Raw genomic sequence first — 25,923 nt, 5'->3', positions numbered from 1 at the left:
GTTCGACCCCGCCCCTGGCCAGCACCCCCGAAGCCGCCGCTCGGGCCCACGTTCGAGACGTGTCGTCGTCCCTGGCACCCACCGAGCCGGACGGCGGATGCCGCCCTCCTCCGGGGAGGGGACGGCATCCGCCATGCTGTTACCTCTGTCGCTTCGTCAGCGCACCGCGTAAGCGGCCTTGACGACCTGCGTCACGGTTGCGCCCTTGCTGTCGGCGATCTCGACGCGCGTGGCCACCGTCTTGCCGCTGGCCCCCGTGTGGTCGACGACCGCGCTCCAGACGCCGGCCCGGTTGGACACCGGAGCATCCGTCCACGTCGTGCCACCGTCGTAGGAGAAGGCGAACTTCGCCGAGCGGATGTCGCCCGGGGCGTAGCCACCGTGACCGGTGACCCGGATCGGGAGCACCTGCCCGGCCGAGGCCGCGAGGGTCTTGCTGCCCACCTCGGGCAGGCCGACGCGCGGGAAGAGCAGCGGGAGACCGACGGAGAACGTGTCGGGATCGAGCGCGGAACGGAAGCCCCACGTGGTCTTGACCTCGGTTGAACGGGCCCACTGCCTCGCCGGCCCCCCGAACTTGCCGCTGTTCATCTCCAGCTCATAGGCCGAGTCCTCGGCCGGGACCTCGAAGACGCCGTAGGGGTCATAGCTGTAGCCGATCTTCTCGCCGTTGCGGCGCAGCGTGAGGTTGCCCTCGTCACCGAAGCTGCCGGGGTTGGCCACGTGCCCGAAGTCATCGCCCCACATCTGGGGGGCGAAGCCCATCAGGCCACCCTGCCGCTCGGCGGTCAGCTGCTCGAGACCCTGGTTGTTCTTGATCGCAGCCGGGGCGACGATGCCGCCGTACCAGCTGTCGGTGCGGACGCTGCCGGCTGGGTAGCTGCGCCAGGCCTCGGTCATCGCCTCTCCGAAGGGGAAGCTCGACGTGAGGTAGTGCAGCCACTTCGTGCCGCCGTCGGTGTAGAACTCGGTGCGCTTGGTCGCGACGTGGACCGCCTCATAGGCGGAGACACCGAAGGTGACACCGTTGTCACGACCGGCATAGACGTAGTCCAGGAGCGGCGTGTCGACACCCATGCCCTTGTAGTCCGCCTCCGTGCGGCCGAGCTTCTTGTCCTGGGCGACGAACGTCTTGTCGTCGGTCAGCGGGGTCGACTGGGTGAAGCCGAGGTTGTAGACGTACGGGCTACTGGCCGTCGCCTTCCAGGACAGCGTCACCTGACCATCGGGAGCCGCAGCGAGAAGCGCCCGGAGCTGGTCGCCCTCGGCCATCGGAAGGGAGTATGTGGCCACGCCGAGGGGCGCGTAGCCGGTCACGGGCACCCATTTGCCGGGAGCGGGAGCGTAGGCGAGCAGCGCCTTGACACCGGCTGCACGGGCTCGGTTGACCATCGACGGCGAGATGCCGTCGATGCTGACCTTCACGAGGACGACCTTGCCACTCGTGCGGGAGGCGTCGAAGACCGAGCCGGTGCCGCCGTCGACGAGGTCGGCGGTCCCGACACCGTCGAGGCCGGGCACCGCGTTCGGCGCAGCGATCGGGTGCAGCACCGGTCCGCCGAGGACCGAGAGCGACTCGACGGCAGGCGCGTAGCGGCGCGACCAGTCACCGAACTCCCAGGTGCCCTGCTGGGGGTTGCCCTGCACGTCGGCGTACACGGCGGTCGTCGTCGAACCACTGCTGAGGGAGCCGGCGTGGATCCACGTGTCGTCCCACGTGCGGGAGAACGAGAGGACCGATGCCTTGGGCTCACTGGGCCGGTCCGTCTTGACCGACAGCAGGTGCGCCTTCGTCGCGTCGAAGTCGACGGTCGTGTCGCCGGTGATCTTGATCTCCGGTCGGCCGAAGTAGGCGATGGAGCCGACGGTGTTGGCGGCCAGGTAGGTCGGGTCCGGGCTCCTGACGAAGCTCGACAGGAAGTAGGTGCCGGGACGCACCTGGAACGTCTGCTCCGCGGCGCCGTTGTTGAAGGCGCGCTGCGCCTTGATGGAGTCGATGTTGACCACGTCGACGCTCGAACCCAGGTTGGCGGGCTGACCGAGGCGGTCCTTCATCCGGACGGTGAGCTGCACCGTCTGGGGAGTGACGTAGAGCGAGAAGGGCGTCGACACGTTGGCGCCGCCGGTGGCCAGGATGCGGCCCGTGACGTCGCCGTACTGCGCGGCCGTGAGCTTCGCGGTCGGATCGACCTTCAGCGGGACCTTGACGGTGCCACCAGCGGGGATGGTCACCGACGAGGCTCCGAGGACGGCCGGCGTCGACGTGACGGCCGAACCGTCGTCACCCGTGACACCGGCGACGGACAGCTTGAGGGTGACCGGCTGGTCGGTGACGTTGGTGTAGGGAAGGTCGATGGTCGTGACCTGGGCGCTCGTGTGCGGCCACGCGAACGTCCCGGCCTGCACCGGCATGGTCGTGACCGGGGCCTTCGCCGCGGCGATCACATCCAGTCGACCCGCGCCCTGCGCGCGGACGTCACCGGGAACATCGGACCTCGCCGACGACACGAGAGCCGCCTTGAGCTGCTGCCCGGTCCAGGTCGGGTGGGTCTGCTTGACGATGGCGGCGGCACCGGCGACGTGCGGCGTCGCCATCGACGTGCCTGACATCGCGACGTACGCGTGGTCGCCCCGCCCGCCTGAGCGCGCCGCGGTGATGCCGACGCCCGGCGCCGAGATCTCCGGCTTGAGGGTGTGGTCGACCGCGGTGGGCCCGCGGCTGGAGAACCACGCCGGCACGTCCTGACCGTCCACGGCGCCCACCGTCAGCACGGCGGGCGCACAGCCGGGAGCCGAGACCGTGTTGTTCGCCGAGCCCGTGTTGCCCGCCGCAATGACGAAGAGCGTGGAGCTCGTGGTGGCGAGCTCCTGCGCAGCGGACGACATCGGGTCATTGCAGGCGGCAGGCGCCCCGTTGCTCCCCAGGCTCATGGACACGACGTCGGCCCCCTGCGAGACCGCCCACTCCATGCCGCCGATGATCATCGAGTCGGAACCACCACCGTTGTCACCGAGCACCTTGCCGATGAGCAGCTGGGTCTCGGGCGCGACGCCCTTCTCGACGCCCTCGCTCGCCGCGCCGGAGCCGCCGACGGTGGAGGCGGTGTGCGTGCCGTGACCGTGCACGTCCGACAGCGCTCCACCCGCTGATCCGGTGAAGTCCATGGACGCCACGATCCGCCCCTGCAGGTCAGGGTGCTCGGCGTCGGCGCCCGTGTCGAGGACGGCGACCTTCGTGCCGGCCCCCTTGAGGCCCTCTGCCCAGGCCTTGTCGGCGTTGACCTGCTGGGTCGACTGGTCGAGGGTGGCGTACGCCTTGGCGTCGAGCCAGATCTTCTCGATCTTGGCACCCGCCGCGGTGGACGGGTCTGTCGCGTCGGCGAAGAAGTGAGCGGCCTGCGCCTTGCCGGCCTTGAGCGCGATGCCGTCGATCGAGTGCAGCGTCTGACCCTTCGCCGCGCCCTTCGGGGTGACCGGTGCCGAGCGGGCCCGGCTGAGGTCGGTGGTGTAGCGCGCGATGACCGGCACGCTGTCGGTGCTGGCGTCGTCGTAGCCCATGGCGACGAGCCCGGTCACGTTGAAGAGCTCCTCGTCCACCTTGCCCGAGGCCAGGGCGTCCACGGCATCGGCGGGATAGACGTAGACGTCCTTGCCGACGCGTCGCGTCTCGACAGACGGCACCGTGCCGTCCTCGCGCGGCAGCACGGTGACGATCGGCGCGTTGGTACCTGCCCCCGTGACGAGGACCTTGTCGCCCGTGATCAGGGTGACGGTCTTGGGGGCGTCGCTCTCCGCGTGGGCAGCGGGCGATCCGACGATCGGGCGGGGGGTGGCACCTGAGTCCTGGCCGAAGGCCGAGGTGGGGGCGGCCGCGGTGGCGGCAACGATGGCAACCGTTGCCACCCCTAGGGTGTGACGCCAGATGGGGCGCATGCTGGTCCTCCGGGGAGTGTGGCGCGAGCCCGCTGTTCGGGTCACGCTGCGTGAGGGTGGCGCCGGGGGTGGGATTCCGGCGCCGCGAGCCACAGTGCCCGAGGAGCGAACCGTCAGGAACAATGTGCCTGCGGCGGTTATGCGTCATGGCGCAGGTGCGCCACCCGCCCGAACGACGTCGGACGTACCGGAAGGAGCAGCGGTGGAAGCGCTTGCCGCGCTGGGGCTCGGCCCGGCGGAGTCCACGCTCTACCGCACCCTCGTCGGGCTGGGTGGCACGTTCGTCGACGACCTCACCCATCGGTGCCAGCTCTCGAGCGCGGAGGTCGAGGAGAGTCTCGTCGGCCTGGAGCGCATGGGGCTGGTGGCGCAGTCGGCCGCCACGCCCGGCCGCTGGGTGGCGGCACCGCCGGGAATCGCGCTGCGTGCCCTCCTCAACGACCGCCGGCACGAGCTCGATCAGGCTGAGCTCGTGGCTGCCCGGCTGGCGGAGGCGCACCGCACCGATGCTGCGGGGAGTGTCCACGATCTCGTCGAGGTGGTCGTCGGGGCCGGCGCAGTCGGTCAGCGCTTCCACCAGCTGCAGCTGGGCGCCGTCGAGGAGGTCTGCGTCCTCGTCACCGACAACCCGACGGCCGTGACGGCGGCGGAGAACCAGGCCGAGGACATCGCGGCGGCCCGCGGCGTCCGGTACCGGGTCGTGCTGGAGCGCGACGTGCTGGAGCAGACGTCGCAGACCGAGCTCGTGGCGGTGATACGCCGCGACGAGGAGGTCCGGATCAGCGACCGTGTCCCGACCAAGCTCGTCATCGCCGACCGTCGCACCGCGATGGTTCCCCTCGATGCCGACTCCCCGGAGCCGGCGGCCCTGGTCATCCACTCGACGGGGCTCGTCCAGTCCCTCCTGTCGCTGTTCGACTTCGTCTGGCGCGAAGCCTGGCCGCTCAACTTCGCCTCGCCGGAGAGCGACGAGCTCGTCCAGACGGCGCCGGGGCCGGACGAGACCGACCTCCAGGTGCTCTCGCTCCTCATCACCGGCGCCTCCGACGTCCTGGTCGCGAGGCAGCTCGACGTCGGCCTGCGCACCGTCCAGCGCCGCGTCCGTTCGCTCATGGATGCCACTGGTGCCAATAGCCGCATCCAGCTCGGTTGGGCGGCACACGAGAAGGGCTGGCTCCGGCGACCGTAGCTGTACGGCCACCGTCGCCGACAGGCGAGGTGGGCGACGCTTCCCCGCATGGTCGACCAACCTTGGACAAAGGTTGCACACTTTCGCGGTGAGGCACCTAGGGTCAGCAGCATGGACCCCCGCTCCGCCCTCGAGATGGTCCGGACCGCTCCCACCCTCCTCGAGGCCATGCGGGCGGCGTCGACGCTCGCCGACGTCACTGCGCGGTCCGGCGGTGACGTCCTCGGTGACCTGACCTCGGCGGCGCGCTCCGGCGACCCCCTCACCGCCCTCGCGGCCGTCCACGCGCTCGCCGTCTGCGGCGACCCCGCCGCGGCGCCGGTGCTCGCGGAGCTGGCGCGGGACGGACGGCGCCACGTGGCCGAGCACGCGCTCGACGCGCTGCGGCACACGACTCCGGTCGACGGCGCGCTGCCCCACCTCGTCGACGCGAGCCGCGACGGCGGCTTCACCGGAATGCTGGCCCAGCGCACCCTCGAGAGCTGGGCGGCACAGCAGCCGGACCGCGTGCGCGGGGCCGTGCTGGCCGGTCTGGCGGCATCGGCCGACGACGACGGCCGTGCGCGACTGGCCGAGACGCTGGGGCTGGTGCCCGGAGCGGCGACCACGACGGCGCTCATCGCTCTCGCGGCAGACGACACCGAGGTGCTCCCGGTGCGCGCGGCTGCGACGGCCGCCCTCGGCGAGGGACCTGCGGCCGGCCACAGCGCCGAGGCGCTCCTCGTCTCGTTGGCCCGCACGGTCGGCCCTCTGGCCCAGACCGCCCGGCTCGCCCTCTTCGACCTGAGACCGGCACCCGTGCCGCCCGTCCCCGACGGGCTGACCGTCGTGCAGCTCTTCCTCCACTCCGACATCGACGGGCGGCTGCACCACTCGGGCCAAGGCGACACCGGTGGCATCGCCACGCTGCTCGTCCACCTCGGGGACGCCCTGTTGCGCGGCGAGGCAGCGGTGTCTCGGGTCATCACCGTGTCGGGCGGCAGCCCCGACCCGGCCCAGTTCCCGTCGGGGCGCCCGTCCGCCGCACCCGGAGCCCCCGCCGGCTCCTCGCTGCTAGCGACCGGCCACCACTACGCCAGGGTGCCGCTGTCCGGCCCTCTCGGAGTGGCCCGGGCGTGGCCGGCGCGAGTCGCGGCGCGCCGCGGGATCCGCCGGGTCCTCCGGGCCGCGGGCCGTGTCGACGCGATCCACCTGCGGATGGCCGACGTCGGGTCCATGGCCGCCGCCGAGTTGGCGGGCGAGCTCGGCATCCCCGTCGTGCTGACCGTCGCCCCCGACCCCCAGGCCCTCATCGACGCGCGGGACCGCGCCGGGACCCTGACCCGGGCCCGGTTCGGCGAGGCCGATCTCAAGGAGCACCTGTGGTTCCGCGACCACCTGCTGCGCGACCTCGCCGCTCGCGCCTCCCACCTCGTGCTCTTCCCACGCCCCCGGGTCGGCGACGACCTGCGGCGCTACCTCGGGATCGACGTCGAGGCACAGCGAGAGCGCCTCGACGTCGTCGGCGAGGGCATCGACGTGGCAGGTGTCGACCGCATCGTCGGTGAGGCGCTGGACAGGTCCGGACGACCCCGCGGGTCCGGCGTCGCGGCCGCCCTCGACGAGCTCGACGCCCTCCTCGACACCCTGCCCGACGACCGCCGGGCGCTGCCGACCGTCGTGTCGGTGGGTCGGCTCAACCCCGTCAAGGGGATGGCGACCCTCGTGCGGGCCTGGCGCGAGGACGCCCGGCTGTGCGAGCGCTGCAACCTGCTCGTCGTGGGCGGCGACCTCGACCACCCGAGCGCCGAGGAGGCCGCCGAGCTGGCCCGCATCGACGCCGTCGTGCCGCCCGGCGAGGCGGCCGACCAGGGGCTCCTCCTGGCCGGGCACCGCCCCAACGCGACGACCATCGCGTGGCTCGCGCGGCTGCGCGGACGGCCGGGCGACACGGCGCCGCCCGGGGTCTACGTCAGCGCGAGCCTCAAGGAGGAGTTCGGCATCGCGATCCTCGAGGCGATGGCCGTCGGGCTCGTCGTCGTCGCGCCCGACGGTGGCGGCCCGGCGACCTACGTCGCGCACGGGAAGACAGGCATCCTGACCGACACGTCTACCGCCGCCGCCCTCGCGAGCGCCACCCATGCCGCGCTCGACCTCGCCGCGGAACCGGATGCCGGCACCAGGGCCGAGCAGGCCCGCGACATGGTGCGAACGAGGTTCGGCATCGACACGATGGCAGCATCGCTCGCCGCGGTCTACCGTCAGGTGGCACCGCAGCCGCACCGCGGGGCGCATCTGTCCGACGCCGTGGAGGGGGCCTCGTGACGCTGCTCGTCATCAGCCCCGACTACGCCTCCCACCTCTACCCGCTCGCCACCCTCGCCACAGCCTGGCGGGACGCGGGTGAGCGTGTCGTGGTGGCCACCGGCGCGGCCACCGGATCCCTCGTCACCGCCTTCGGCTACGAGCGCGAGCACCTCCAGCTGGGGCGCGGCTCGAACCCGGGCGTCATCCGCGCGGAGGAGCAGCCGGCCGGCGAGGACGACTCCCTGCGTGGCTTCTTCGAGGCGACGAGGCTCGGCGCCGTCGAGACGCTGGCCTACCAGGCGCGCGCCCGCGGCGTCGACCTGCTCTGGAACGCCGTGGGGGTGGCCCGGGCCGTGCACGACGTCGTCGACCGGGTGCGCCCCGACACGGTCATCGTCGACCATCTCGCCTTCGGGGCCCGGCTGGGTCTTGCCAGCCGCGGCACGAGCCACGCCGACGTCGTCCTGGGGCACCCGTCCGCCCTCACCGTCGGCGACGAGGTCTACGGCTACCCACCCGCGTGGCCGCGCGCTTTCACGCCCGAGGCGGGCTCCCTCGCCGAGCTGCGGAGCCTCTCGGAGCAGGTGCGCGACGACTTCACGGCGCAGTGGAACGCTGCGCTGGCGAAGCTGTCGCCCGGAGCCGCGCCGAGCACGGACGCCTTCGCCGAGACCGGCGACGTCCTCCTGCTCAACTACCCCGCGGAGCTGCACGACTCCGAGCGCACCGCGCTCCTGCCGCGGCACACCTTCCTCGGCTCCGCGGTGCGGGCCGAGGCCCCGGACGAGCAGGTCGAGGAGTGGCTCGGCCGCAGCGACGAGCCGGTCGTCTACGTCAGTCTCGGCAGCTTCCTGTCCGCCCGGTCGGACCTGCTCGCGACCATCGTCGAGGCGCTGCGCCCGCTGGACCTCCGCGTCGCCCTCGCCCACGGATCGACGCCGCGTGCCCTGCTGGGTGCACTCCCCGAGTCGTGGCTCGTACGCGAGATGCTCCCGCAGGTGACCCTGCTCGGTCACGCGTCCGTGGCCGTCTCGCACGGTGGCAACAACAGTGTCACCGAGTCACTGACGGCCGGTGTCCCCCTGCTGCTGCTCCCCCTCTCGACCGACCAGTTCGCCGGCGCCGCCGCCGTCGAGGACCAGCGGCTGGGCGAGGTGCTCGACCCCAACCGTGCCGACGCCGCGCAGATCCGCTCGGCGGTGGAGCGCCTCCTGGGCGACGCCGACATCCTGGACCGCCCGGCCCTGGACCGGCTGGCCGCGTCGCTGCGCAGCGAACCGGGGCCCCGGCGCGCGCAAGACGCCCTGTCGAGCTGAGGGCATACGCCTCCGTCGGACGGGAGCGGCTCAGCGGTGCCGGGGACTCCGCCACCGCCCGGCGGCGATCTGGTCGCCGCCGACCCAGACGCCTCCGACGTCGGACGTCGTCCCCAGCGCGAAGACCTTGGACAGGGCGTCGTCGGGTGATGACGCGTTGGCGAGGCCCACCGCCAGCGGGTCGCCCGGCTCCGGCAGCACCCAGACGGCGTCGAACTGCTTGCCGACCGAGAGGTCACCCACCTCGGCACCCAGCCCGAGCGCGTCGGCCCCCGCCCCGGTGCTCAGCCAGAGCAGGTGGGCCGAGGTGAGCAGCATCCCGTCCGGCCCGAGGAGCTGCTGGACGAAGTAGGCCTGCAGACCCTCCTTGAAGAGCGAGAAGCCGGTGCCGGCGCCGACGTCCGAGCCGAGGGCGACGCGTACTCCGGCCTCGACGTGACGGCGCAAGGGGAAGAGGCCGCTGCCCAGCGCCGCGTTGCTCGTGGGGCAGTGCGCCACGGCGGCGCCGCGCGCGGCGAGCGTCCTCAGCTCGGCGTCGGTCGGGTGGACGTCGTGCGCCAGCACCGACCTCGGCGTGACGAGGCCGAAGCGGTCGTAGGTGTCGACGTAGGAGGCCCCGCCGAAGAGCGCGGCGACCTCGCTGATCTCATGGAGGTTCTCGTTGAGGTGCGAGGTGAAGAGCGACCCACGCACCTCGGCAAAGGTGGCCGCGCAGGACTCGAGCATCGCCTCGCTCGCCGAGAGGGAGAAGCGGGGGGTGACGGCGTAGCGCAGTCGGCCCTTGCCGTGCCAGCGCGCCGCGAGGTCCAGCGACTCGGCGTGGGCACGCTCGGCGGTCGTGAGCAGCGGCTCGGGCAGCAGCCGGTCCGAGGTCACGAGGCCGGTCGTGACCCGCAGGCCCCAGTGGTCGGCCGCCTCGAACATCGCGTCGACGGCCGGGGCCTGGTGGGCCCCGAAGACGAGCGCGGTCGTCGTCCCGGCGTCGACGAGCCCTGCCACGAAGTCACGTGCCACGCCCCGGGCGTGGTCGACGTCGGCGAGCCGCATCTCCTCCGGCAGGGCGTAGCGGTCCAGCCAGTCGAGCAGCGGCAGGCCGAGCCCGCCGATGACGCGCACCTGGGGAAAGTGGACGTGCGTGTCGACGAGCCCGGGGAGGAGCAGGCCCTCGCGCAGGTCGAGGACCGGCTCGTCGGCGTGGCCGGCGCTCACGACGCCGAACGGGCCGCGCTCCGTGATGACGCCGTCGCAGACGAGCAGCCCGCAGTCGTCGTCGGACCGGAGCGAGCCGCCGGTGAAGGGGCTGGTCGGCGTGTCGAGGACACGCGCCCGGAAGATCGTCACGGACGGCTGCCCCGCGTCGGGAGTGTCGGGGGTGCAGGGCCTGTCGGGTGCTCCGCCTGCCGCTCCCGCTCGAAGAGCGCGAGCAGGTCTGCCGCGACCGCCACGGCGATGGTCGCCGGGCTCTTGCCGGTGAGCCCGGGCGCCCCGATCGGGGTCGTGATCCTGCTCAGCTCCTGCGCCGAGTGGCCCTCTGCCGCAAGGCGTTGCTCGAACCGGCGCCACTTCGCCGACGACCCGATGAGGCCGATCGAGCCCAGGTGCGAGCATCTCAGGGCGGCGTCGCACAACGCGACGTCCTCCGCGTGGTCATGGGTCATGACGAGCACGTGCGTGCCGCGGGGGACCTGCCCGAGCACGAGCTCCGGCACGGGCGCGTGGTGGACGTGGACGCCGGCCACAGCGTCGTCCAGCGCCGCAAGGCGATTCGGGGCGAGGCGGTCGGCGCGGCCGTCGATGAGGTGCAGCTCGAGATCGTGCCGGCTCAGGATGCGCGCCAGCTCGACGCCGACGTGCCCCATCCCGAAGATCGCCACCGAGGGCACGACGGGCAGCGGCTCGAGCAGCAGCGACACGTCGCCGCCGCAGCACTGCTGGCCGTGCTCGACGGGTGCTCGCTCGTTGAGGGCCAGGTCGAGCTCCGCGGGGTCGACCTCACCCCGCCCGAGCATCGCTCGAGCCCGCTCGATGGCCGTCGCCTCGAGGTTGCCGCCGCCGATGCTGCCCCACGTGTCGTCGGGCGAGACGACCATCTTGGCCCCGGGCTCTCGCGGAGCGTGGCCGCGGACGGCCGCGACCGTCACGAGCACGCCGGGGACCCGGTCCGCACGCAGCCGCTGGGCTGCCGAGAGCCAGTGCACGTCAGTCACCCCTGCCGGCGGCGACCTGCTCCGAGTGCGGGCGCAGCGGGTGCCCGTCGGGGTCCGCGCGCTCGGGCGCGACGCCCACGCCCTCCGAGCCTTCCCGCACGACCGCCACCGTGTGCGGCGGCTGGCCCGCTCCCCGCGCCTGCTGGACGGCCCAGAAGACCGCCTCGGGGGTGGCCGGTGACGCGAGGTCGACCTGCGTGCCGGCCGGCCCGAACGCCGCGGCCGCCTGACGCAGGGCCTCGCGGACGGAGATGGCGAGCATGAGCGGCGGCTCCCCGACGGCCTTGGACCCGTAGACGACACCGTCCTCGGTGGCGCGCTCGAGGAGGGCGACGTTGAAGACCTCGGGCATCTCGGAGAAGCTCGGCAGCTTGTAGGTGCTCGCCGACGCCGTGGCGAGGCGGCCGCGTGACGAGCCGGTGGAGTCGTCCCACCGGAGGTCCTCGAGAGTGAGCCAGCCCGCCCCCTGCACGAAGCCGCCCTCGACCTGTCCGACGTCGACGAGGGGGGAGAGCGAGTCACCCACGTCGTGCACGATGTCCACGCGGCGCAACCGGTAGGCACCGGTGAAGCCGTCGACCTCCACCTCGGCCGCGGCAGCACCGTAGGAGTAGTACTTGAACGGCGAGCCGTGCATCGTCGTCGAGTCCCAGTGGAGGCCCTCGGTGCGGTAGAAACCGGCGGCCCAGAGCTGGACCCGTTGGTAGTAGGCCTCGCTCACGAGATCGGCCCACGCCACCTCGGCCTCCCCCGATGCACCGGACGCACCGGACGCAGCCGACGCACCCGGTGCTTCTGCTGCCGCTCGCGCGTGCCCGTCCTCGAACCGAACGTCCTCGCCCGGCACGCCGAGCCGGGCAGCGGCCACGGCACGGAGCCGGTCCAGGATCTGCTCGCAGGCGTCCTTGACGGCCGCCCCGTTGAGGTCGGCGCCCGAGCTCGCCGCGGTGGCGGACGTGTTGGGAACCTTGTCGGTGCGCGTCGGCGCCAGCCGGACGAGCGACAGCGGCACGGCCAGCGACGTGGCGGCGACCTGCAGCATCTTCGTGTGCAGGCCCTGGCCCATCTCGGTCCCACCGTGCGTGATGAGGACCGAGCCGTCCTTGTAGACGTGCACGAGCGCCCCGGCCTGGTTGAAGGCGGTGAAGTTGAAGGAGATCCCGAACTTCACCGGCGTGACCGCCACGGCCCGCTTCGTGTGCTCGTGGGACGCGTTGAACGCGGCGATCGCCACCGAACGCTCCGCGAGCTCGCCGGTCGTGCGCACCTGGTCCCAGCAGGCGACCGCCCGCTCCGGGTGACGGACGACCTGGCCGTACGGCGTCTCCTGGCCCGCGGTGTAGAAGTTGCGGCGACGCAGCTCCACGGGGTCGATCCCGAGCAACGGAGCGCAGCGACCGAGGACGTCCTCGATGACGAGCATCCCCTGGGGCCCGCCGAACCCGCGGAATGCCGTCTGGGACGTCTTGTGGGTCAAGGCGATCCGCCCGTCGACGCGCAGGTGGGGGATCCAGTACGCGTTGTCGACGTGACAGAGCGCCCGGGCCAGGACGGGTTCGGAGAGGTCGAGGCTCCAGCCACCGTCGGAGGTCAGGGTGGCATCGAGCGCCTGGATGCGACCGTCGCCGTCGAACGCGGCACGCCACTGCGCGTGGAAGCCGTGTCGCTTGCCCGTCATCGTCAGGTCCTGGGTCCGGGTCAGGCGCAGGCGCACCGGCCGCCCGGTCAGGACGGCTCCCAGCGCCGCGACGGCCGCGTAGCCGTGCGGCTGCATCTCCTTGCCGCCGAAGCCGCCTCCCATCCGCAGGCACTGGACCGTGACGGCATGGCTCGCCAGGCCGAGCACGTGGGCCACGATCTGCTGGGTCTCCGTCGGGTGCTGGGTGCTGCTCTGGACGAAGACCTGCCCGCCCTCGTCGACGTGCGCGAGCGAGCAGTGCGTCTCGAGGTAGAAGTGCTCCTGGCCGGCCAGGTCGAGCTCGCCGCTGAACACGTGGTCGGCTGCGACGAAGGCGTCGTCGACGGCGCCGCGCTCGAGTCGAGGCTGGCCTCCCTGGAAGCTGCCCGCCTCGATCGCCTCGCGGACGCCGACGATCGAGGGAAGCGGCTCGTAGTCCACCTCGACCGCCAGGGCCCCGAGCCGTGCCGCCTCGAGGGTGTCGGCCAGGACCCAGCACACGGCGTGCCCGAAGAACATCACCTCGGACGGGAAGAGCGGCTCGTCGTGCTTGACGCCGGCGTCGTTGACGCCGGGCACGTCGGCGGCAGTGAGCACGCGCACGACGCCCGGAACGGTGAGCGCAGCGGTGGGGTCGAGGCGCGTCACGTGGGCGTGCGCATGGGGGGCCTGGACGGGGTGCGCGTGCAGGACCCCGTGGGTCCGCACGCTGAGGTCATCGGTGTAGAGGGCCGCGCCGGTGACGTGCAAGGTGGCGGACTCGTGCGGAATCGGCTGTCCGACAACTGGATCCGCAGGCTGGCGGGACAGGGTCGTCATGCGTCCACCCGCCGCTCGGGCTGCTCGTCCGCCAGCACGCGGAGGAGCGAGGTGCCGAGCACCGCGCTGCGGTAGGCCGCGCTGGCGCGGTGGTCGTCGAGAGGGGTACCTTCCCCCCGCATCACCTCGGCTGCGGCCTGCACCGTCGACGTCGTCCAGGCCCGACCTTCCAGGGCCGCCTCGGTGGCGAGCGCCCTGACGGGTGTGGCCGCCACGCCACCGAGACCGATGCGCGCCCGACGCACGGAGCCGTCGACGACGTCGAGGGCCACGGCGACGGCGACGCTGGAGATGTCGTCGTAGCGCCGCTTGGCGATCTTGTGGAAGGCGGTGGTCGGGCTGAGCGGCAGCGGGATCCGCACCGCACGGATGAGCTCGTCGGGGCGACGCACGCTCTGCCGGTACCCGGTCCAGTAGTCGGCGAGCGGCACCTGCCGGTCGCCGTCCGGGCTCGCGAGTACCACGACGGCCTCGAGCGCGAGCAGCGCGGGCGGGAGGTCACCGATCGGCGAGGCCGTGCCCACGTTTCCGCCGAGGGTCGCACCGTTGCGGATGAGCCGGGAAGCGAACTGGGGGAACACCTGGTCGAGCAGGGGGATCCGTCCCGCCAGCTCGCGTTCCAGCTCGGTGAGGGTCAACGCGGCGCCGATCTCGACGGCATCGTCACCGACCTCCACGCGGCGCAGCTCGGGCAGACGGTCGATGCCGATGACGAACCGCGCCCGGGCGCCGCGGAGGCTCACGTCGACGCCCCAGTCGGTCGAGCCCGCGACGACCACCGCGTCCGGATGGTCCGTGAGCAGGTCGAGCGCCTCGTCGAGGTCGGCAGCACGGGCATACGTGCCGGTGTCCCCCGAGAGCCGGGTCCCGACCGGGGGTCGCGGCGCATCCGACCGCCGCAAGGCGAGCACGTCGTCGGCCGCCGGGGACGCGAGCGCGAAGGCTGCGTCACGGATGGGCCGGTAGCCGGTGCACCGGCACAGGTTGCCGGACAGCGCCCCGAGCCGGAAACCGTTCGGCCCCGACTCGTGCGCGTCGCTGCCCACGCGGGCAGTGTCGTCCTGCCGGTCGGCGCGGTAGTACTCGGCAGCCATCGAGCAGACGAAGCCGGGCGTGCAGTAGCCGCACTGCGACCCACCTCGCACCGCCATCTCATGCTGTACGGGGTGCAGGTGGTCCGGCGTCCCCAGCCCCTCGGCGGTGACGACCTCCTGTCCGTCCAACGAGGCAGCCGGCACGAGACAGGCGTTGACGGCGGTCCACTCGGTGCCCGACCCACCGTCCGGGCGGGCCACGAGGACCGCGCAGGCGCCGCACTCGCCCTCGGCGCACCCCTCCTTGGCCCCGGTGAGCCCCTGCCCCCGCAGCCAGTCGAGGGCGTTGGTGGCAGGGTCAGTGCCCGCGAGACCGCGCTCGGTGCCGTTGACCGTCACCGAGAGGCGCTGCCCCGGCGTCATCCGAAAGTCCCGTCGTCCACGGACCCATGATGCACCGCCGGCGGCCGCGGTCAATCAGGGCTGGACGTGCAGGTCGAGGGTGTGTGCGCCGCGCACGGCCTTGGTCGCGAGGTAGTGGGCGTTCGCGTCGGACAGGTGGAGAGCGGTCGGGACGCGACGGGCCACCGTGACCCCGAGCGCCCGGAGCTGCTCGGCCTTGTCGGGGTTGTTGCTGAGCAGGGCGATCCGGCTGACGCCCAGCGCCCCGAGCATCTGGGCGGCCACGGTGTAGTCGCGCTCGTCCTCGCCGTAGCCGAGGGCGACGTTCGCCTCGTAGGTGTCGAGCCCCGCGTCCTGGAGCACGTAGGCGTCGAGCTTGGGATAGAGCCCGATGCCGCGCCCCTCCTGCCGCAGGTAGAGCAGGAACCCGCCGCTCGCGTCGAGGCGCTCGACCGACTCGCGCAGCTGGGCCCCGCAGTCGCACCTCCCGCTGCCGAAGACGTCACCGGTCAGGCACTCGCTGTGCAGTCGCGTCGGCGTCGGATCCCGGTCACACGCTCCCGGTCCGGGTGCCGCCGAGCGGTCCCCGAGACCGAGCGCGAGGTGCTCGCGGCCGTCCACCAGCCCCTCGAAGGTGAAGACACGCGCCGTCGTCGCGAAGCCGTCGGCGAAGGTGACCGGCACGAGCACGTGGGTCCGGATGCGGGCCGGTGGGAGTCCGGGCGCAGCCCCCGGGGCGCGACCCGGCGCTCCCGGGATCACGCGCTCTCCCGGAAACGCGGCGACAACGCATACCTCAGCAGGACCACGTCGCCGATCTGACGCACCTCGGCGAGGGTCGCCCGGCGGCCGGCGTTCCAGGGAAAGCGTCCGTCCCCGACGAACCGGCACGCCGTCGAGTCACCGACGAAGAAGGGCGCCACGACGAGCTGGAGCTCGTCGGCGAGGTCGTCGGTGAGCAGCTGCGTGTGCACGGTGCCGCCGCCCTCGACCATGAGCCGCTGCACCCCGCGGTCACCGAGGTCCTCGCAGACGCGCCGCATCGTCGCGGGACGGCCGGCGTCGACGACGGCCGCGGCCGCACCGAGCCGTCCGCGGGCCTCTGGCACGACGTCGCTGGGGCAGTAGACGATCTTGTCCGCACCGTCGGCCGCGAAGAAGCTTGCGGCGCAGTCGAGCTCGGCGTGTCTCGTGACCGTCACCTTCGTCGGCGACGGCGTGAGACCGCGGGCCACCCGTGCGGCCCGACGCTCGGGTGATCGGACGAGCAGACGCGGGTTGTCGTTGCGGATCGTGCTGGCACCCACGAGGATCGCGTCGCTCGCGGCACGCTCTCCGTCGACCCGGTCGAAGTCGGCGTCGTTGGACAGCATGAGCCGGGCCGAGGTGCCGGCGCTGAGGTAGCCGTCGATCGACATGCCACAGCTGAGCAGGGTGTAGGGACGGTCAGCCACGGACGGCTCCTTCCGGGGTCGGCTCGGTCGGGGTGCGGGAGCCTCCGCGCCGCGACACGACGAGCAGCGCCGCGCCCGGCAGGGCAGCGACGAACGACATCACGCCGTAGACGACGGCGGTCGCCACTCCCCCAGCGACGCCGAGTCCGGACATGCCGAAGACCCAGGCCGCCACGCCTTCACGCGGGCCCCAGCCGGCGACGTTGAGCGGCAGCGCCATCGCCACGAGGACGACGAGCGCGAGCGGCACAAGGTCACCCACGGGCGCCTCCACCCCCGCACTGCGGGCGGCGAGCACGAAGGTCGCGACGTGCCCGACGACGACGAGCGCCGACACCACGACGACTCCCGGCCACGTATGCCGTCCCAGCAGTCCGTGACGCACGTCGCCCGCCGCGACCCGCAGGACCTGCGAGACCCACGCGAGAGGTCCGGGTCGCACGGCAGGTGCGCGACCCGAGCCGAGCCGTCGTGTCACCACGACCCCCAGGAGGGCTGCGGTCACGGCGACGAGAACCGTGGTGGCCACAGGGGATCCGACCGGCTGGAGTCTCGACGGGAGCAGCAGCACGGCACCCAGCGTCAGACCGAGGAGGACGACCTGGCCGGCCGAGCGCTCCCACACGACCGACCGCACACCGCGGCCGACGTCGCCGCCGTCACGGCCGTGTCGCACGCCCCGGTGCACGTCGCCGAGCACGCCTCCGGGCAGGGTCACGTTGAGGAACTGCGACCGGTAGCACGCGGCGACCGCTGCGCGCAGCGAGAGCTCAGACCCGAGGCCCCTGGCCACAAGGACCCACCGCCACGCGCCGCAGATGGTCGTGACCACGGCGATGGCGGCCGCCGCAGCGACCGAACGGGCGTCGACGTGGCGCAGGCCGTCGACGAAGGCGCCTCCGCCGACGCGCCACACGAGGACGCCGAGGATCACGAGGCCCGCGAGGGGGCGCAGCCAGGCCCGGTCGCGCTGCATCTGCTCCGCCCTTTCTGCCCGGGATCTGCCGAGAATCCGCCCGGGACCCTGATGGTGACGACGTCCGGCTCCACGATCGGGTTCAGCGACCCCCTACCCTCTCGAGCACGGCCGACACGTGTCCTGTGGTCTCCGACCACGATGACAGGGTTTCCCGTCGTGCCAGGGCGTTCCGGCGCAGCCGGTCCCGCAGGGCCCCGTCGGTGAGCCACGACCGGAGCGCAGCCGCGAGCGCCTCGGGGCTCGCTGCAGGCACCAGCAGCCCGGGGAGCTCCTCGCCCGTCGGCCCGAACGCCTCGCGGACGCCACCGACGTCGGTCGCGAGCACCGGGATGCCGCGGGCGAGTGCCTCGGTCACGACCATCCCGTACGTCTCGACGTGGGAGGGCAGCACGAGGAGGTCGGCGGCCGCATACGTCCGCTCGAGGTCCGCGCCGACGCGCGGGCCGACGAGGTGCGCGCGGTCGCCGAGGCCTGCCGATGCGAGCTGCCGACGCAGCCCGTCGACGACGTCCGGCTCGCGCGTCAGGGCGCCGACGAGGACGCACGACCACGGGAGGTCCTCCACGAGTGTGAGCGCCGCGAGGAGGTCGGCCTGCCCCTTGAGCGCGGTCACCGCGCCGACGCAGATCAGCCGCCCACCGCCGGGACCGCGTGGCGCCACAGGCGCCCGGTCGACCCCCGGCCGGGCGACGTGCACGGCCGCGGGGGCGAGGCCGTATGCGTCGAGCAGGACGTCCCGGGTCCACCCACTCGTCGTCACGACGGCCGCGGCCACGGCCAGCACCGCGCCCTCCACCGCGGCCGCGCTCGGGTCTGCCGCCCCGAGCGGCAGGTGGACCACGACGACGAGGCGGATGCGGTCCGCCGCAGGCACGAGGACGGTGTCCGCCGCCGATGCGACGAGCCCGTCGACGAGCAGCACCGACCCTGTGGGGACGGCCGCGACGACCTCTGCCAGGCGGGCCGTCGCTGCCGCGTCCGGCCGTGGCCACGACCCGGGCACCGGGTGTTCGCTCGCCTGCCACCCGAGGGAACGCAGGCCGTCGAGCACCCTGCGGTCGTAGGTGTTCCCCCCGCTGGGGAGCAGGGGGTCGTCGATCCCGGCCGGGACGACGGCGTGGACCTCGCTCAGAGCTCGCACTCGTAGCTCGCCCAGGCGACGTGCGACTCGTGGAGGGTCACGGCGAGCGCGGTCACCCGGTCGGTGGCGCCGCCAAGGTCACCGGCGCGCACGCGACCCGCGATCCGCTCCGCGACGGTACGGGCCAGCACCTCGGTCGAGGTGTTGACCCCCGCGAAGTCCGGCTCGTCGTCGAGGTTGCGATAGCCCAGGGCAGCGACGACCTCGCGGACGTGCTGGGTCGCGAGACCGATGTCGACGAGGATGTCGTCGTCGTCGAGCTCGGGCCCGCGGAAGGTCACGTCGACGACGAACGTCGCACCGTGCAACCGCTGCGCCGGACCGAACACCTCCCCCCGGAAGCTGTGCGCGATCATCATGTGGTCCCGGACGGTCACGCTGAACATCGGCTCCCCGCTTCAGTGGGTGGGTCGGTAGGAGATCGTGTGGCAGACGGCCGGTAGGGAGCCGTCCGCGAGGCGAGGCATGAGCGTGGGCAGCTCCTCGAAGGGTGAGTCGCCGGTCAGCAGGGCGTCGAAGGCCGAGTCGCGCAGGAGGTCGAGCGCGAGCGCCAGCCGCTCGGCGTACGTGTACCGCGAGCGCCTCGCTGCCGCAACGGAACCCACCTGACTGGCTCGGATCCGCAGTCGCGACGAGTGGAACGACCCACCGAGCGACAGCTCGACCCGCGCGTCGCCGTACCAGCTGAGGTCGAGCACCGTCGCCTCCGGTGCGAGGAGGTCGAGGGAGAGCTGGAGCCCGGCCCCCGTGGCGCTCGTGTGGACGACGAGGTCGTGGTCCCCGCGTGCGTCGGCGAGGTCGGTCGGTCGCGCGAAGCCGACCCCGAGCGGTCCCGCGAACGCCTCCCGTGACGGGTCCACGTCGACGAGGGTCACCCGGCACCCCGGGATGCCGGCGAGCAGGCGCGCGACGCAGCACCCGACCATGCCCGCACCGACGACAGCGACCCGGTCACCGAGCCGCGGGGCCGCGTCCCACAGCGCGTTGACGGCGGTCTCGACCGTGCCGGCGAGCACGGCCCGCCGCGCAGGCACGTCGTCGGGGACGACGACGACCGACCCGACGGGGACGACGTACGCCGTCTGGTGCGGGTGCAGGCAGAAGACCGTCCTCCCGACGAGCCCCGTCGGGCCCTCCTCGACGACCCCGACCCCGAGGTAGCCGTACTTCACCGGACCGGGGAAGTCCCCCTCCTGGTGCGGGGCGCGCATGACGGCGTACTGGTCCTCGGGGACCTGCCCCCGGAAGACGAGCGTCTCGGTGCCGCGGCTCACGCCCGAGTGCAGGGCCCGGACGAGCACCTCGCCCGACCGGGGAGCGGGCACGGTGACCGGCCGGATCTCGCCCCTGCCGGGCTCGACCACCCAGAACGCCCGCGCTTCGGAGGACACGGGTCCAGACTAGGGCTGCCCGTGAACTCCGGCGGTGACGACGGCGTCCTTGGGTGAAACCTCTCAAGCCCGGTGGAGGCGCCAGTGCGTCACGTGACCCCTCACGGCCCGGTCGTCGGGCTCGTCGGCGTGCTGACCCTGCTCGCCGTCCTGGGTCGGGTGACCGGCCTCGGCGCTGCCGGCTGGATCGTCGGCCTGGCCTCGGGGGTCGCCCTCTGCGCCCTGCTCACGCTCGGGCTCGTCCGGGCCTCGCGCCGGCGCCTCCTGCCCGCCGACCGAGTCACCTTGTCGAGGGCGGTGCTCGTGTGCGGCGTCGCGGCCCTCGTCGCCGACACCGTGGCGGGCACCGACGAGCCGACCGGCGTCCTCGTGGCCCTCGCCTCCGTGGCTCTCGTCCTCGATGCAGTGGACGGCCGGGTCGCGCGCCGCACCGGGACCGTCCACCCGCTCGGCGCGCGCTTCGACATGGAGACCGACGCCTTCCTCATCCTCGTCCTCAGCGTGGCCGTCACCCGTGACCTCGGGTGGTGGGTGCTCGGCGTGGGGGTCGCCCGCTACCTGCTGCTGCTCGTCGCGCTCGCTGCCCGATGGGCGCCGTGGCTCCGCGGACAGGTCCCGGCCCGCATGTGGCGCAAGGTGATCGCGGCCTACCAGGGCATCGTCCTCACGGTGGCCGCCGCCGGCGTCCTGCCCGTCGTGGCGGCGTCGGTCGCCGTGGCGGCCGGGCTCGCGCTGCTCGTCCTCTCGTTCGGCACCGAGGTGCTCACGCTGCGCCGGATGTCGGCGTCCCGCCGCCACGAGGTCGAGGCCCTCGCTCCCTGGCCGGTGCTCGAGCCGACGGCCGTCGACGCGCGCGTGCTGCCGTGACGACGCAGACCCGGGCCAGGACCGGCCGCCGCGTCGCCGGCCACGTCCTCACCACTCTCGCCGTCCTGCTCGTCTGGGTCGCGCTCGTCGCCCCCAACCCCGCGGTCGGCTGGTCGCCGACACCGCTGGCGCTGCTCCGGATCCCCCTCGAGGCGCTCGTCCTCGTGGCCGGGCTCCTGCTCCTGCGCGGCGTGGCCGCGCGGTCCTTCACGATCGCGGTCGGCCTCGGCCTCGGCGTCCTCCTCGTCGTCCGGGTCCTCGACGCGGCCTTCCTCGCCACGCTCTACCGGACGTTCAACCCGCTCACCGACTGGCGCTACGCCGGGTCGGCCACCGACCTCCTCGGCGACTCGACCGGTCCGGCGACGGCCGTGCTGGCCGTCGTCGCGGCGGGGCTGTTCCTCCTCGGCATCGTCGTGCTGACCCCCCTGGCCGTGCAACGGGTCGGCCGGGTCGTCGAACGCCACCGGACCGGAGCGGTGCGCGCCCTCGTGGCCGGGGCGGTCGCCTGGGGCGTCTGCGCCTCGCTCGGACTCAGCGTCACGGGCGGCCTGCCCGCCGCCTCGTCGAGCACGGCGGCCCTCGCCGGCCGGGAGTTCACGTCGGTGCGCGACGGCCTTCACGACGAGGACGTCTTCGCCGCGCAGATCGCCGTCGACCCGTACCGCGACACCGCGCCGGGCGGCCTGCTGACCGCGTTGCGGGGCAAGGACGTCGTCGTCGTCTTCGTCGAGAGCTACGGCATGGTCGCCGTCGACGAGAGCCCCGACGTGGCACGGGCACTCACGGCCGGGACGAACGGGCTGCAGGCCTCCGGCTACCTGACGCGCAGCGCCTGGCTCACGTCCCCGACCTTCGGTGGGATCAGCTGGCTGGCCCACTCCACCCTCCAGTCCGGACTCTGGGTGAGCAGCCAGCAGCGCTACGACCAGCTCCTCGACACCGCGACGGGCGCCAACCACCGCCTCACCCTCGCCGGGGCCTTCGCCCGCGCCGGGTGGCGCACCGTCGACGTCATCCCGGCCAACCGCCACGACTGGCCCGAGGGCAAGGCCTTCTACGGCTACGACACCGTCTACGACGCACGCACCCTGGGCTATGCCGGCCCCGGCTTCGGCTACGCCCCGATGCCGGACCAGTACACCCTGTCGGCCTTCGACCGGCTCGAGCTGCAGCGCCACCCACCCGGTCGACGGCCGCCCGTCATGGCCGAGATCGACCTCGTGACGAGCCACGTCCCCTGGGCGCCGCTGCCGCGACTGCTCGACTGGGCGACGATCGGCGACGGCTCCCCCTACCTCGCCCAGGCGGGGCTCGCGACGCCACGCGACGTGGTCTGGAGCAGCCCCGAGAGGGTGCGGGCGGCATACGGCCAGACGGTCGCGTACTCCCTCGACAGCGTCGTGTCGTTCCTCCGGGCGACCCATGACGACGACCTCGTCGTCCTCGTGCTCGGCGACCACCAGCCGGTCAGCATCGTCTCGGGCGAGCACGCCGGGCACGACGTCCCCGTCAGCATCGTCACCCGCGACCCGGCGGTGCTCGCGCGCATCTCCTCGTGGGGCTGGCAGGACGGCCTGCGGCCCGGCCCCTCCGCCCCGGTCTGGCCGATGGACCGCTTCCGCGACCGCTTCCTCACCGCCTACGGGCCCGCGGCCAGCGGCTGAACCGGGGCCCACGACGAGGCGTCTTCAGGGGAAAGGAAGTCCAACACCGCGACGCCAACGGGACGCCGCGGCGCGACCCGGACGACAGGAGCGCATCATGAGACTCCGAGGCGTGGGAGCGGTGGCGTTGCTCGTCTCCGCCGGCGTGCACCTCTACCTGTGGTTCGACGGGGTGCGCAACCAGAGCGTGGGGCCGATGTTCCTCATCAACGTCGTGGCCGGCGTGGTCATCGCGATCATGCTGCTTCGTTGGGAGCACTGGGTCCCCGCGTTCCTGACCGCCGGCTTCGGGGCCGCGACGCTCGGGGCGTTCATCATCGCGTCCACCGTCGGACTGCTCGGCGTGCACACCGTCTGGTCAGGCCTCTCGGTCTGGACGGCCGCGATCGCCGAGGTGGTCTGCATCGTCGTCGGCGGGCTCCTGCTGCTGCGTGGGCGGTCGGTGGCCCCCCAGCTGGCGCAGCCGGCCAAGCGGCACGCCTGAGGCTCACCCGCATCGGGGGATGCGTGCGGCCCCCGCGCGGCGGGAGGCTCGGAGGACAGGTCGCAGGCCTGTCCCCGTGACACCCGGAGGTCGAGATGCCCGCACGACTGCGCTCGGTGCTGGCCGCCGTGCTCCTCGTCATCGGCGTCGTGCTCGTGCCGGTCGGGGCGACCGCGACGTGGCTGCGCACGACGGTGACCGACACCGACAACTGGGTCGAGACCGTGACACCGCTCGCCACCGACCCGGCCGTGACCGCGTTCATCGAGGACCGTGCGACGGCACGCGTCCTGGTCGCCATCAGCGACCAGCACCTCGTCGACCGAGCCCTCGAGGCGCTCGAGGCCGGAGGCCGACCGGTCGCGGCACGAGCACTCGGGCTGCTCAAAGCCCCCCTCGCGGCCCAGGTCGAGCAGGTCGTGCGCCGTGTCGTCACCGCCGTCGTCGGGAGCGACCAGTTCGCCACGGTCTGGGTCGCCGCCAACCAGGTCTCGCACGCCCAGCTCGTCGCCGTGCTCTCGCGGTCACCCGACGGCGCCATCGTCGACAACGGGACCGACGTCAGCATCGACATCGGCAACCTCGTCGAGCCCATCGAGCAGCGTCTCGTCGCCGCGGGGGTCCCGCTCGTCGACAAGCTGCCGCCGATCACCGTGTCGGTGCCCCTGCTCCCCAGCAGCGACCTCGACACGGCACGCACTGCGTACAACGCCCTGCGCCTCGGCGTGGCGCTGCCGTTGCTGGCGCTCGCGTTCATCGCCGGCGGGGTCGCCCTGGCGCGCGACCGCCGGAGAGCCCTGGTACGCGTGGGGCTCGGTGCCGCCGTCGCCTGCGTCGTGCTCGTGCTGGGGCTGTCGCTGGCCCGGTCGCACGTGGCGAGCAGCCTGCCGCCCGGCGCCTCCGCGGCCGCGGTCTCCGTCATCGACACGGTCACCGAGGGACTGCGCCAGCTCGTGCGCGTCGTCGTCGTGGTCGCCCTCGCGGTGGTGGTCGTCGCCCTCGTCGTCGGCCCGTCGCGCGGGGCCCGCCGGGTGCGGTCCCTGGCGGTCGCCGGGTGGAACGGCGCCCGCGGCGGGATGGACCGCGCCGCCGGCACGCCGCTCGCGATCCCGGTCTCCATCGGGGTCGCCGTCGTCTGCGTGCTCGTCGTCGTCTTCGCCGGCGACCTCGGAACCGGCTGGACGATCCTGCTCGCCGCCGTGGCCACGCTCGCGCTCGTCGTCGCCCTGCTCGCCGGCCGGACCCCCGCCTCGGAGGTCAGAGAGCCGGCAGCAGGAGCGTGACGCTCGTTCCGCGGCCGAGCTCGGAGTCGACGTCGATGCGCCCGCCGTGCCTCGTCACGACGCGCTGCGCGATGCTGAGGCCGAGCCCCGTGCCCGGCACCTGCAGGGTCTCCGGGTTCGTGCCTCGGAAGAACTCCGTGAAGAGGCCCTCCTGGTCCTCCGGTGAGATGCCGAGCCCGTCGTCGGTGCACTCGAGCACGACCCGGTCGCGGCGGCTCGCGACGGAGACCGCCACCTTCCCGCCGGCCGGGGTGAACTTCACCGCGTTGCTGACGAGGTTCTGCACCACCCGCTCGAGGTCCCCCGCGCTGCCCCGGACGAGCGGCAGCCGCTCCTCGAGGTCGAAGGTGAGACTGACCTGCTGGGTGTCCGCGCGCGGACGGAACATGTCGACGACGTCACGGGACACCTCGCCGAGGTCGACGTCGGCCTCGGGCATGGCCCGGTCGGGGTCGCTGACCCTCGACAGCGTCAGCAGGTCGTCGACGAGGCTCTGCAGCCGCTCGGTGTTGCGCTCGATGACCCCGAGCGACCAGTCGCCGTCGGCGTCCGGCTCCTGCCGGAGCAGCTCCACGTGACCGACGATCGAGGCGAGCGGGTTCTTCAGCTCGTGCGACACGGTCGAGAAGAGCTGGGTCTTGCTGCGGTCGGCCTCACGCAGCTCGGCCGCGACCCGCCGCTCGACGGCATACAACCGGGCGTTGCGGATGGCCCGCCCGAGGTCACGGCCCATCTCGAGCGCGGCCTGCGCCTCGGCGTCGGTCCAGTCCGGGTCACCGGGCCCGCGCGTGCAGGCGATGTAGCCGAAGCAGCTCGACCCCGACCCCATCGGCGCGATGAGGAGCGAGCGCGCGGCGGCGTCGGACAGGAAGACGCGCACCTGGGCGATGTCGTCGTCGCTCCAGAGGCGCGCCGGCGTCACGTGGCCGTCGGCGCCGACGACCGCGACGACACCGGCACGCCAGCAGCGGGCAGCCATCCGTCGGGCGATGGCGACGAGCGAGACCGGCGTGTGCACGCGCTCCCCGCTGCGTGCCGAGACGCTCTCACGCTCGTCGTCGTCCTCGCCGGCGAACGCCCGCAGCCACAGGCCTGCCGACGCGAGGCCGGCCGAGATCGGCATCGCCGCCACGTCGACGACGCGGGCTGGGTCGAGGTCCTCCTGGGCGATGCGCGCCACGGTCTGCACGGCCTCACCGAGGCGGACCCGCTCGGACAGGGCGTGGCGCTGGCGAGCGGCCGAGATGGCGATGCCCGTCTGGTTGGCGAAGAGCTCGAGCACGGCCCGTTGCGTCACGTCGGGGCGCCGTCCGCTGAGCGGCAGGTCGACCGAGAGGATGCCGAGCAGCTCCCCGACGGCGTCGAAGAACGGTGCGATGAGGGTGTCCTCGGGGTTCCACGCGTCGGGGTCTCCGGCAGGGGTCGGCGCGGTCCAGTCGGCCGACACCCAGCCCTCGGCCGACCCGTCGGGCAGCTCGCCGGCGGGAACGAAGCGCAGGCTCCCCCACCGCTCGGCCACGGCGAACTCGGCCTCGAGGACCGGACGCGGCGTCCGCCTGCCGAGCAGCTCGGTGCGCGCGTCGTCGTCGCCGGCCACGGCCACGACCTCGATGTCGCCCGAGGGCACGACGAGACTGATCGCCGCCACCTTGAAGCCGACCACGTCGGCGGCGCCGTCGACGACCATGTCGAAGAGGATCGACAGGTCGTCCTGCGCGCTGACCCGGTTCATCAGCTCGGTGAGCCGACTGAGCGCCAGCACCTCCCACACCACGCCGTCGCGCACCCTGTCC

Annotated in this window: 19 protein-coding genes; 7 read left to right on the top strand and 12 right to left on the bottom strand. The window is 73.2% G+C overall.

Annotated features, from left to right (window positions below):
• Positions 1-156 precede the first annotated feature (156 nt).
• Positions 157-3,903 (bottom strand): S8 family serine peptidase, encoded by a 3,747-nt coding sequence (locus H283_RS0105405; protein ID WP_020142501.1) that lies wholly within the window; start codon positions 3,901-3,903, stop codon positions 157-159.
• Positions 3,904-4,135: 232 nt separating this feature from the next.
• Here H283_RS0105405 and H283_RS0105400 point away from each other — a divergent pair, with 232 nt between their 5' ends.
• The 3 genes from H283_RS0105400 to H283_RS0105390 all read left to right on the top strand — a co-directional run bounded on the left by H283_RS0105400 (position 4,136) and on the right by H283_RS0105390 (position 8,724).
• Positions 4,136-5,122 (top strand): helix-turn-helix domain-containing protein, encoded by a 987-nt coding sequence (locus H283_RS0105400; RefSeq protein ID WP_020142500.1) that lies wholly within the window; start codon positions 4,136-4,138, stop codon positions 5,120-5,122.
• A 111-nt stretch (positions 5,123-5,233) separates the two neighbouring features.
• On the top strand, positions 5,234-7,426 hold the full coding sequence (locus H283_RS24140; RefSeq protein WP_020142499.1) for a glycosyltransferase family 4 protein: 2,193 nt from the start codon (positions 5,234-5,236) through the stop codon (positions 7,424-7,426).
• On the top strand, positions 7,423-8,724 hold the full coding sequence (locus H283_RS0105390; protein ID WP_020142498.1) for a glycosyltransferase: 1,302 nt from the start codon (positions 7,423-7,425) through the stop codon (positions 8,722-8,724). Before H283_RS24140 ends, H283_RS0105390 begins: the two co-directional genes overlap by 4 nt.
• Positions 8,725-8,754: 30 nt before the next feature.
• Here the strand turns inward: H283_RS0105390 and H283_RS0105385 are convergent, their stop codons facing one another.
• From H283_RS0105385 to H283_RS0105340, 10 genes are all read right to left on the bottom strand, one after another.
• Positions 8,755-10,065 carry a guanine deaminase gene (locus H283_RS0105385; RefSeq protein WP_020142497.1) on the bottom strand — a complete coding sequence of 437 codons (1,311 nt, stop codon included), beginning with the start codon at positions 10,063-10,065 and terminating at the stop codon, positions 8,755-8,757.
• Positions 10,062-10,922, bottom strand: coding sequence for a xanthine dehydrogenase accessory protein XdhC (gene xdhC / locus H283_RS0105380; RefSeq protein WP_051103526.1), 861 nt, complete (start codon positions 10,920-10,922; stop codon positions 10,062-10,064). Before xdhC ends, H283_RS0105385 begins: the two co-directional genes overlap by 4 nt.
• Before the next feature lies 1 nt (position 10,923).
• On the bottom strand, positions 10,924-13,428 hold the full coding sequence (gene xdhB, locus H283_RS24135; protein WP_051103525.1) for a xanthine dehydrogenase molybdopterin binding subunit: 2,505 nt from the start codon (positions 13,426-13,428) through the stop codon (positions 10,924-10,926).
• The gene (locus tag H283_RS0105370) at positions 13,425-14,885 is read right to left on the bottom strand and encodes a xanthine dehydrogenase small subunit (protein WP_020142494.1); all 1,461 of its coding nucleotides are present in this window, start codon (positions 14,883-14,885) and stop codon (positions 13,425-13,427) included. The genes xdhB and H283_RS0105370 overlap by 4 nt, the downstream gene beginning before the upstream one ends.
• Before the next feature lie 54 nt (positions 14,886-14,939).
• Positions 14,940-15,554: a GTP cyclohydrolase II gene (gene ribA, locus H283_RS0105365; protein ID WP_020142493.1), complete on the bottom strand. Its 615-nt coding sequence runs from the start codon at positions 15,552-15,554 to the stop codon at positions 14,940-14,942.
• Positions 15,555-15,622: 68 nt separating this feature from the next.
• Positions 15,623-16,318 carry a dihydrofolate reductase family protein gene (locus H283_RS0105360; RefSeq protein ID WP_020142492.1) on the bottom strand — a complete coding sequence of 232 codons (696 nt, stop codon included), beginning with the start codon at positions 16,316-16,318 and terminating at the stop codon, positions 15,623-15,625.
• On the bottom strand, positions 16,311-17,294 hold the full coding sequence (locus H283_RS24130) for a lysylphosphatidylglycerol synthase transmembrane domain-containing protein (protein ID WP_020142491.1): 984 nt from the start codon (positions 17,292-17,294) through the stop codon (positions 16,311-16,313). The genes H283_RS0105360 and H283_RS24130 overlap by 8 nt, the downstream gene beginning before the upstream one ends.
• Before the next feature lie 82 nt (positions 17,295-17,376).
• The gene (locus H283_RS0105350) at positions 17,377-18,438 is read right to left on the bottom strand and encodes a glycosyltransferase family 4 protein (RefSeq protein ID WP_020142490.1); all 1,062 of its coding nucleotides are present in this window, start codon (positions 18,436-18,438) and stop codon (positions 17,377-17,379) included.
• On the bottom strand, positions 18,426-18,824 hold the full coding sequence (locus tag H283_RS24125; protein WP_020142489.1) for a 6-carboxytetrahydropterin synthase: 399 nt from the start codon (positions 18,822-18,824) through the stop codon (positions 18,426-18,428). Before H283_RS24125 ends, H283_RS0105350 begins: the two co-directional genes overlap by 13 nt.
• Positions 18,825-18,836: 12 nt before the next feature.
• A complete protein-coding gene (locus tag H283_RS0105340; RefSeq protein ID WP_028785333.1) occupies positions 18,837-19,829 on the bottom strand; it encodes a zinc-binding alcohol dehydrogenase in 993 nt (330 codons plus the stop codon).
• Between the two features lie 93 nt (positions 19,830-19,922).
• Between H283_RS0105340 and H283_RS0105335 the strand changes: the two genes are divergently transcribed.
• The 4 genes from H283_RS0105335 to H283_RS0105320 all read left to right on the top strand — a co-directional run bounded on the left by H283_RS0105335 (position 19,923) and on the right by H283_RS0105320 (position 24,130).
• Positions 19,923-20,696 (top strand): CDP-alcohol phosphatidyltransferase family protein, encoded by a 774-nt coding sequence (locus H283_RS0105335; RefSeq protein ID WP_196805907.1) that lies wholly within the window; start codon positions 19,923-19,925, stop codon positions 20,694-20,696.
• The gene (locus H283_RS0105330) at positions 20,693-22,363 is read left to right on the top strand and encodes a hypothetical protein (RefSeq protein WP_020142486.1); all 1,671 of its coding nucleotides are present in this window, start codon (positions 20,693-20,695) and stop codon (positions 22,361-22,363) included. Before H283_RS0105335 ends, H283_RS0105330 begins: the two co-directional genes overlap by 4 nt.
• A 97-nt stretch (positions 22,364-22,460) precedes the next feature.
• Positions 22,461-22,847: a hypothetical protein gene (locus tag H283_RS0105325; RefSeq protein ID WP_043647953.1), complete on the top strand. Its 387-nt coding sequence runs from the start codon at positions 22,461-22,463 to the stop codon at positions 22,845-22,847.
• A gap of 95 nt (positions 22,848-22,942) precedes the next feature.
• Positions 22,943-24,130, top strand: a complete 1,188-nt coding sequence (locus H283_RS0105320; RefSeq protein WP_020142484.1) for a hypothetical protein — start codon at positions 22,943-22,945, stop codon at positions 24,128-24,130.
• Here H283_RS0105320 and H283_RS0105315 read toward each other — a convergent pair.
• On the bottom strand, positions 24,105-25,916 hold the full coding sequence (locus H283_RS0105315; protein ID WP_020142483.1) for a cell wall metabolism sensor histidine kinase WalK: 1,812 nt from the start codon (positions 25,914-25,916) through the stop codon (positions 24,105-24,107). The genes H283_RS0105320 and H283_RS0105315 overlap by 26 nt on opposite strands.
• Between the last annotated feature and the right edge of the window lie 7 nt (positions 25,917-25,923).

Source organism: Terracoccus sp. 273MFTsu3.1, from assembly GCF_000383675.1.
Lineage (GTDB): Bacteria > Actinomycetota > Actinomycetes > Actinomycetales > Dermatophilaceae > Terrabacter.
The sequence above is the reverse complement of the archived record's forward strand: the minus strand, read 5'-3'. Positions and strand labels throughout refer to the sequence as shown.

Excerpts from the sequence above, each read along its gene's own strand:
- H283_RS24140 (WP_020142499.1), top strand. The coding sequence starts at position 5,234 with ATGGACCCCCGCTCCGCCCTCGAGATGGTCCGGACCGCTCCCACCCTC.
- xdhB (WP_051103525.1), bottom strand. The coding sequence starts at position 13,428 with ATGACGACCCTGTCCCGCCAGCCTGCGGATCCAGTTGTCGGACAGCCG.
- H283_RS0105370 (WP_020142494.1), bottom strand. The coding sequence starts at position 14,885 with ATGACGCCGGGGCAGCGCCTCTCGGTGACGGTCAACGGCACCGAGCGC.
- H283_RS24130 (WP_020142491.1), bottom strand. The coding sequence starts at position 17,294 with ATGCAGCGCGACCGGGCCTGGCTGCGCCCCCTCGCGGGCCTCGTGATC.
- H283_RS24125 (WP_020142489.1), bottom strand. The coding sequence starts at position 18,824 with ATGTTCAGCGTGACCGTCCGGGACCACATGATGATCGCGCACAGCTTC.
- H283_RS0105325 (WP_043647953.1), top strand. The coding sequence starts at position 22,461 with ATGAGACTCCGAGGCGTGGGAGCGGTGGCGTTGCTCGTCTCCGCCGGC.
- H283_RS0105320 (WP_020142484.1), top strand. The coding sequence starts at position 22,943 with ATGCCCGCACGACTGCGCTCGGTGCTGGCCGCCGTGCTCCTCGTCATC.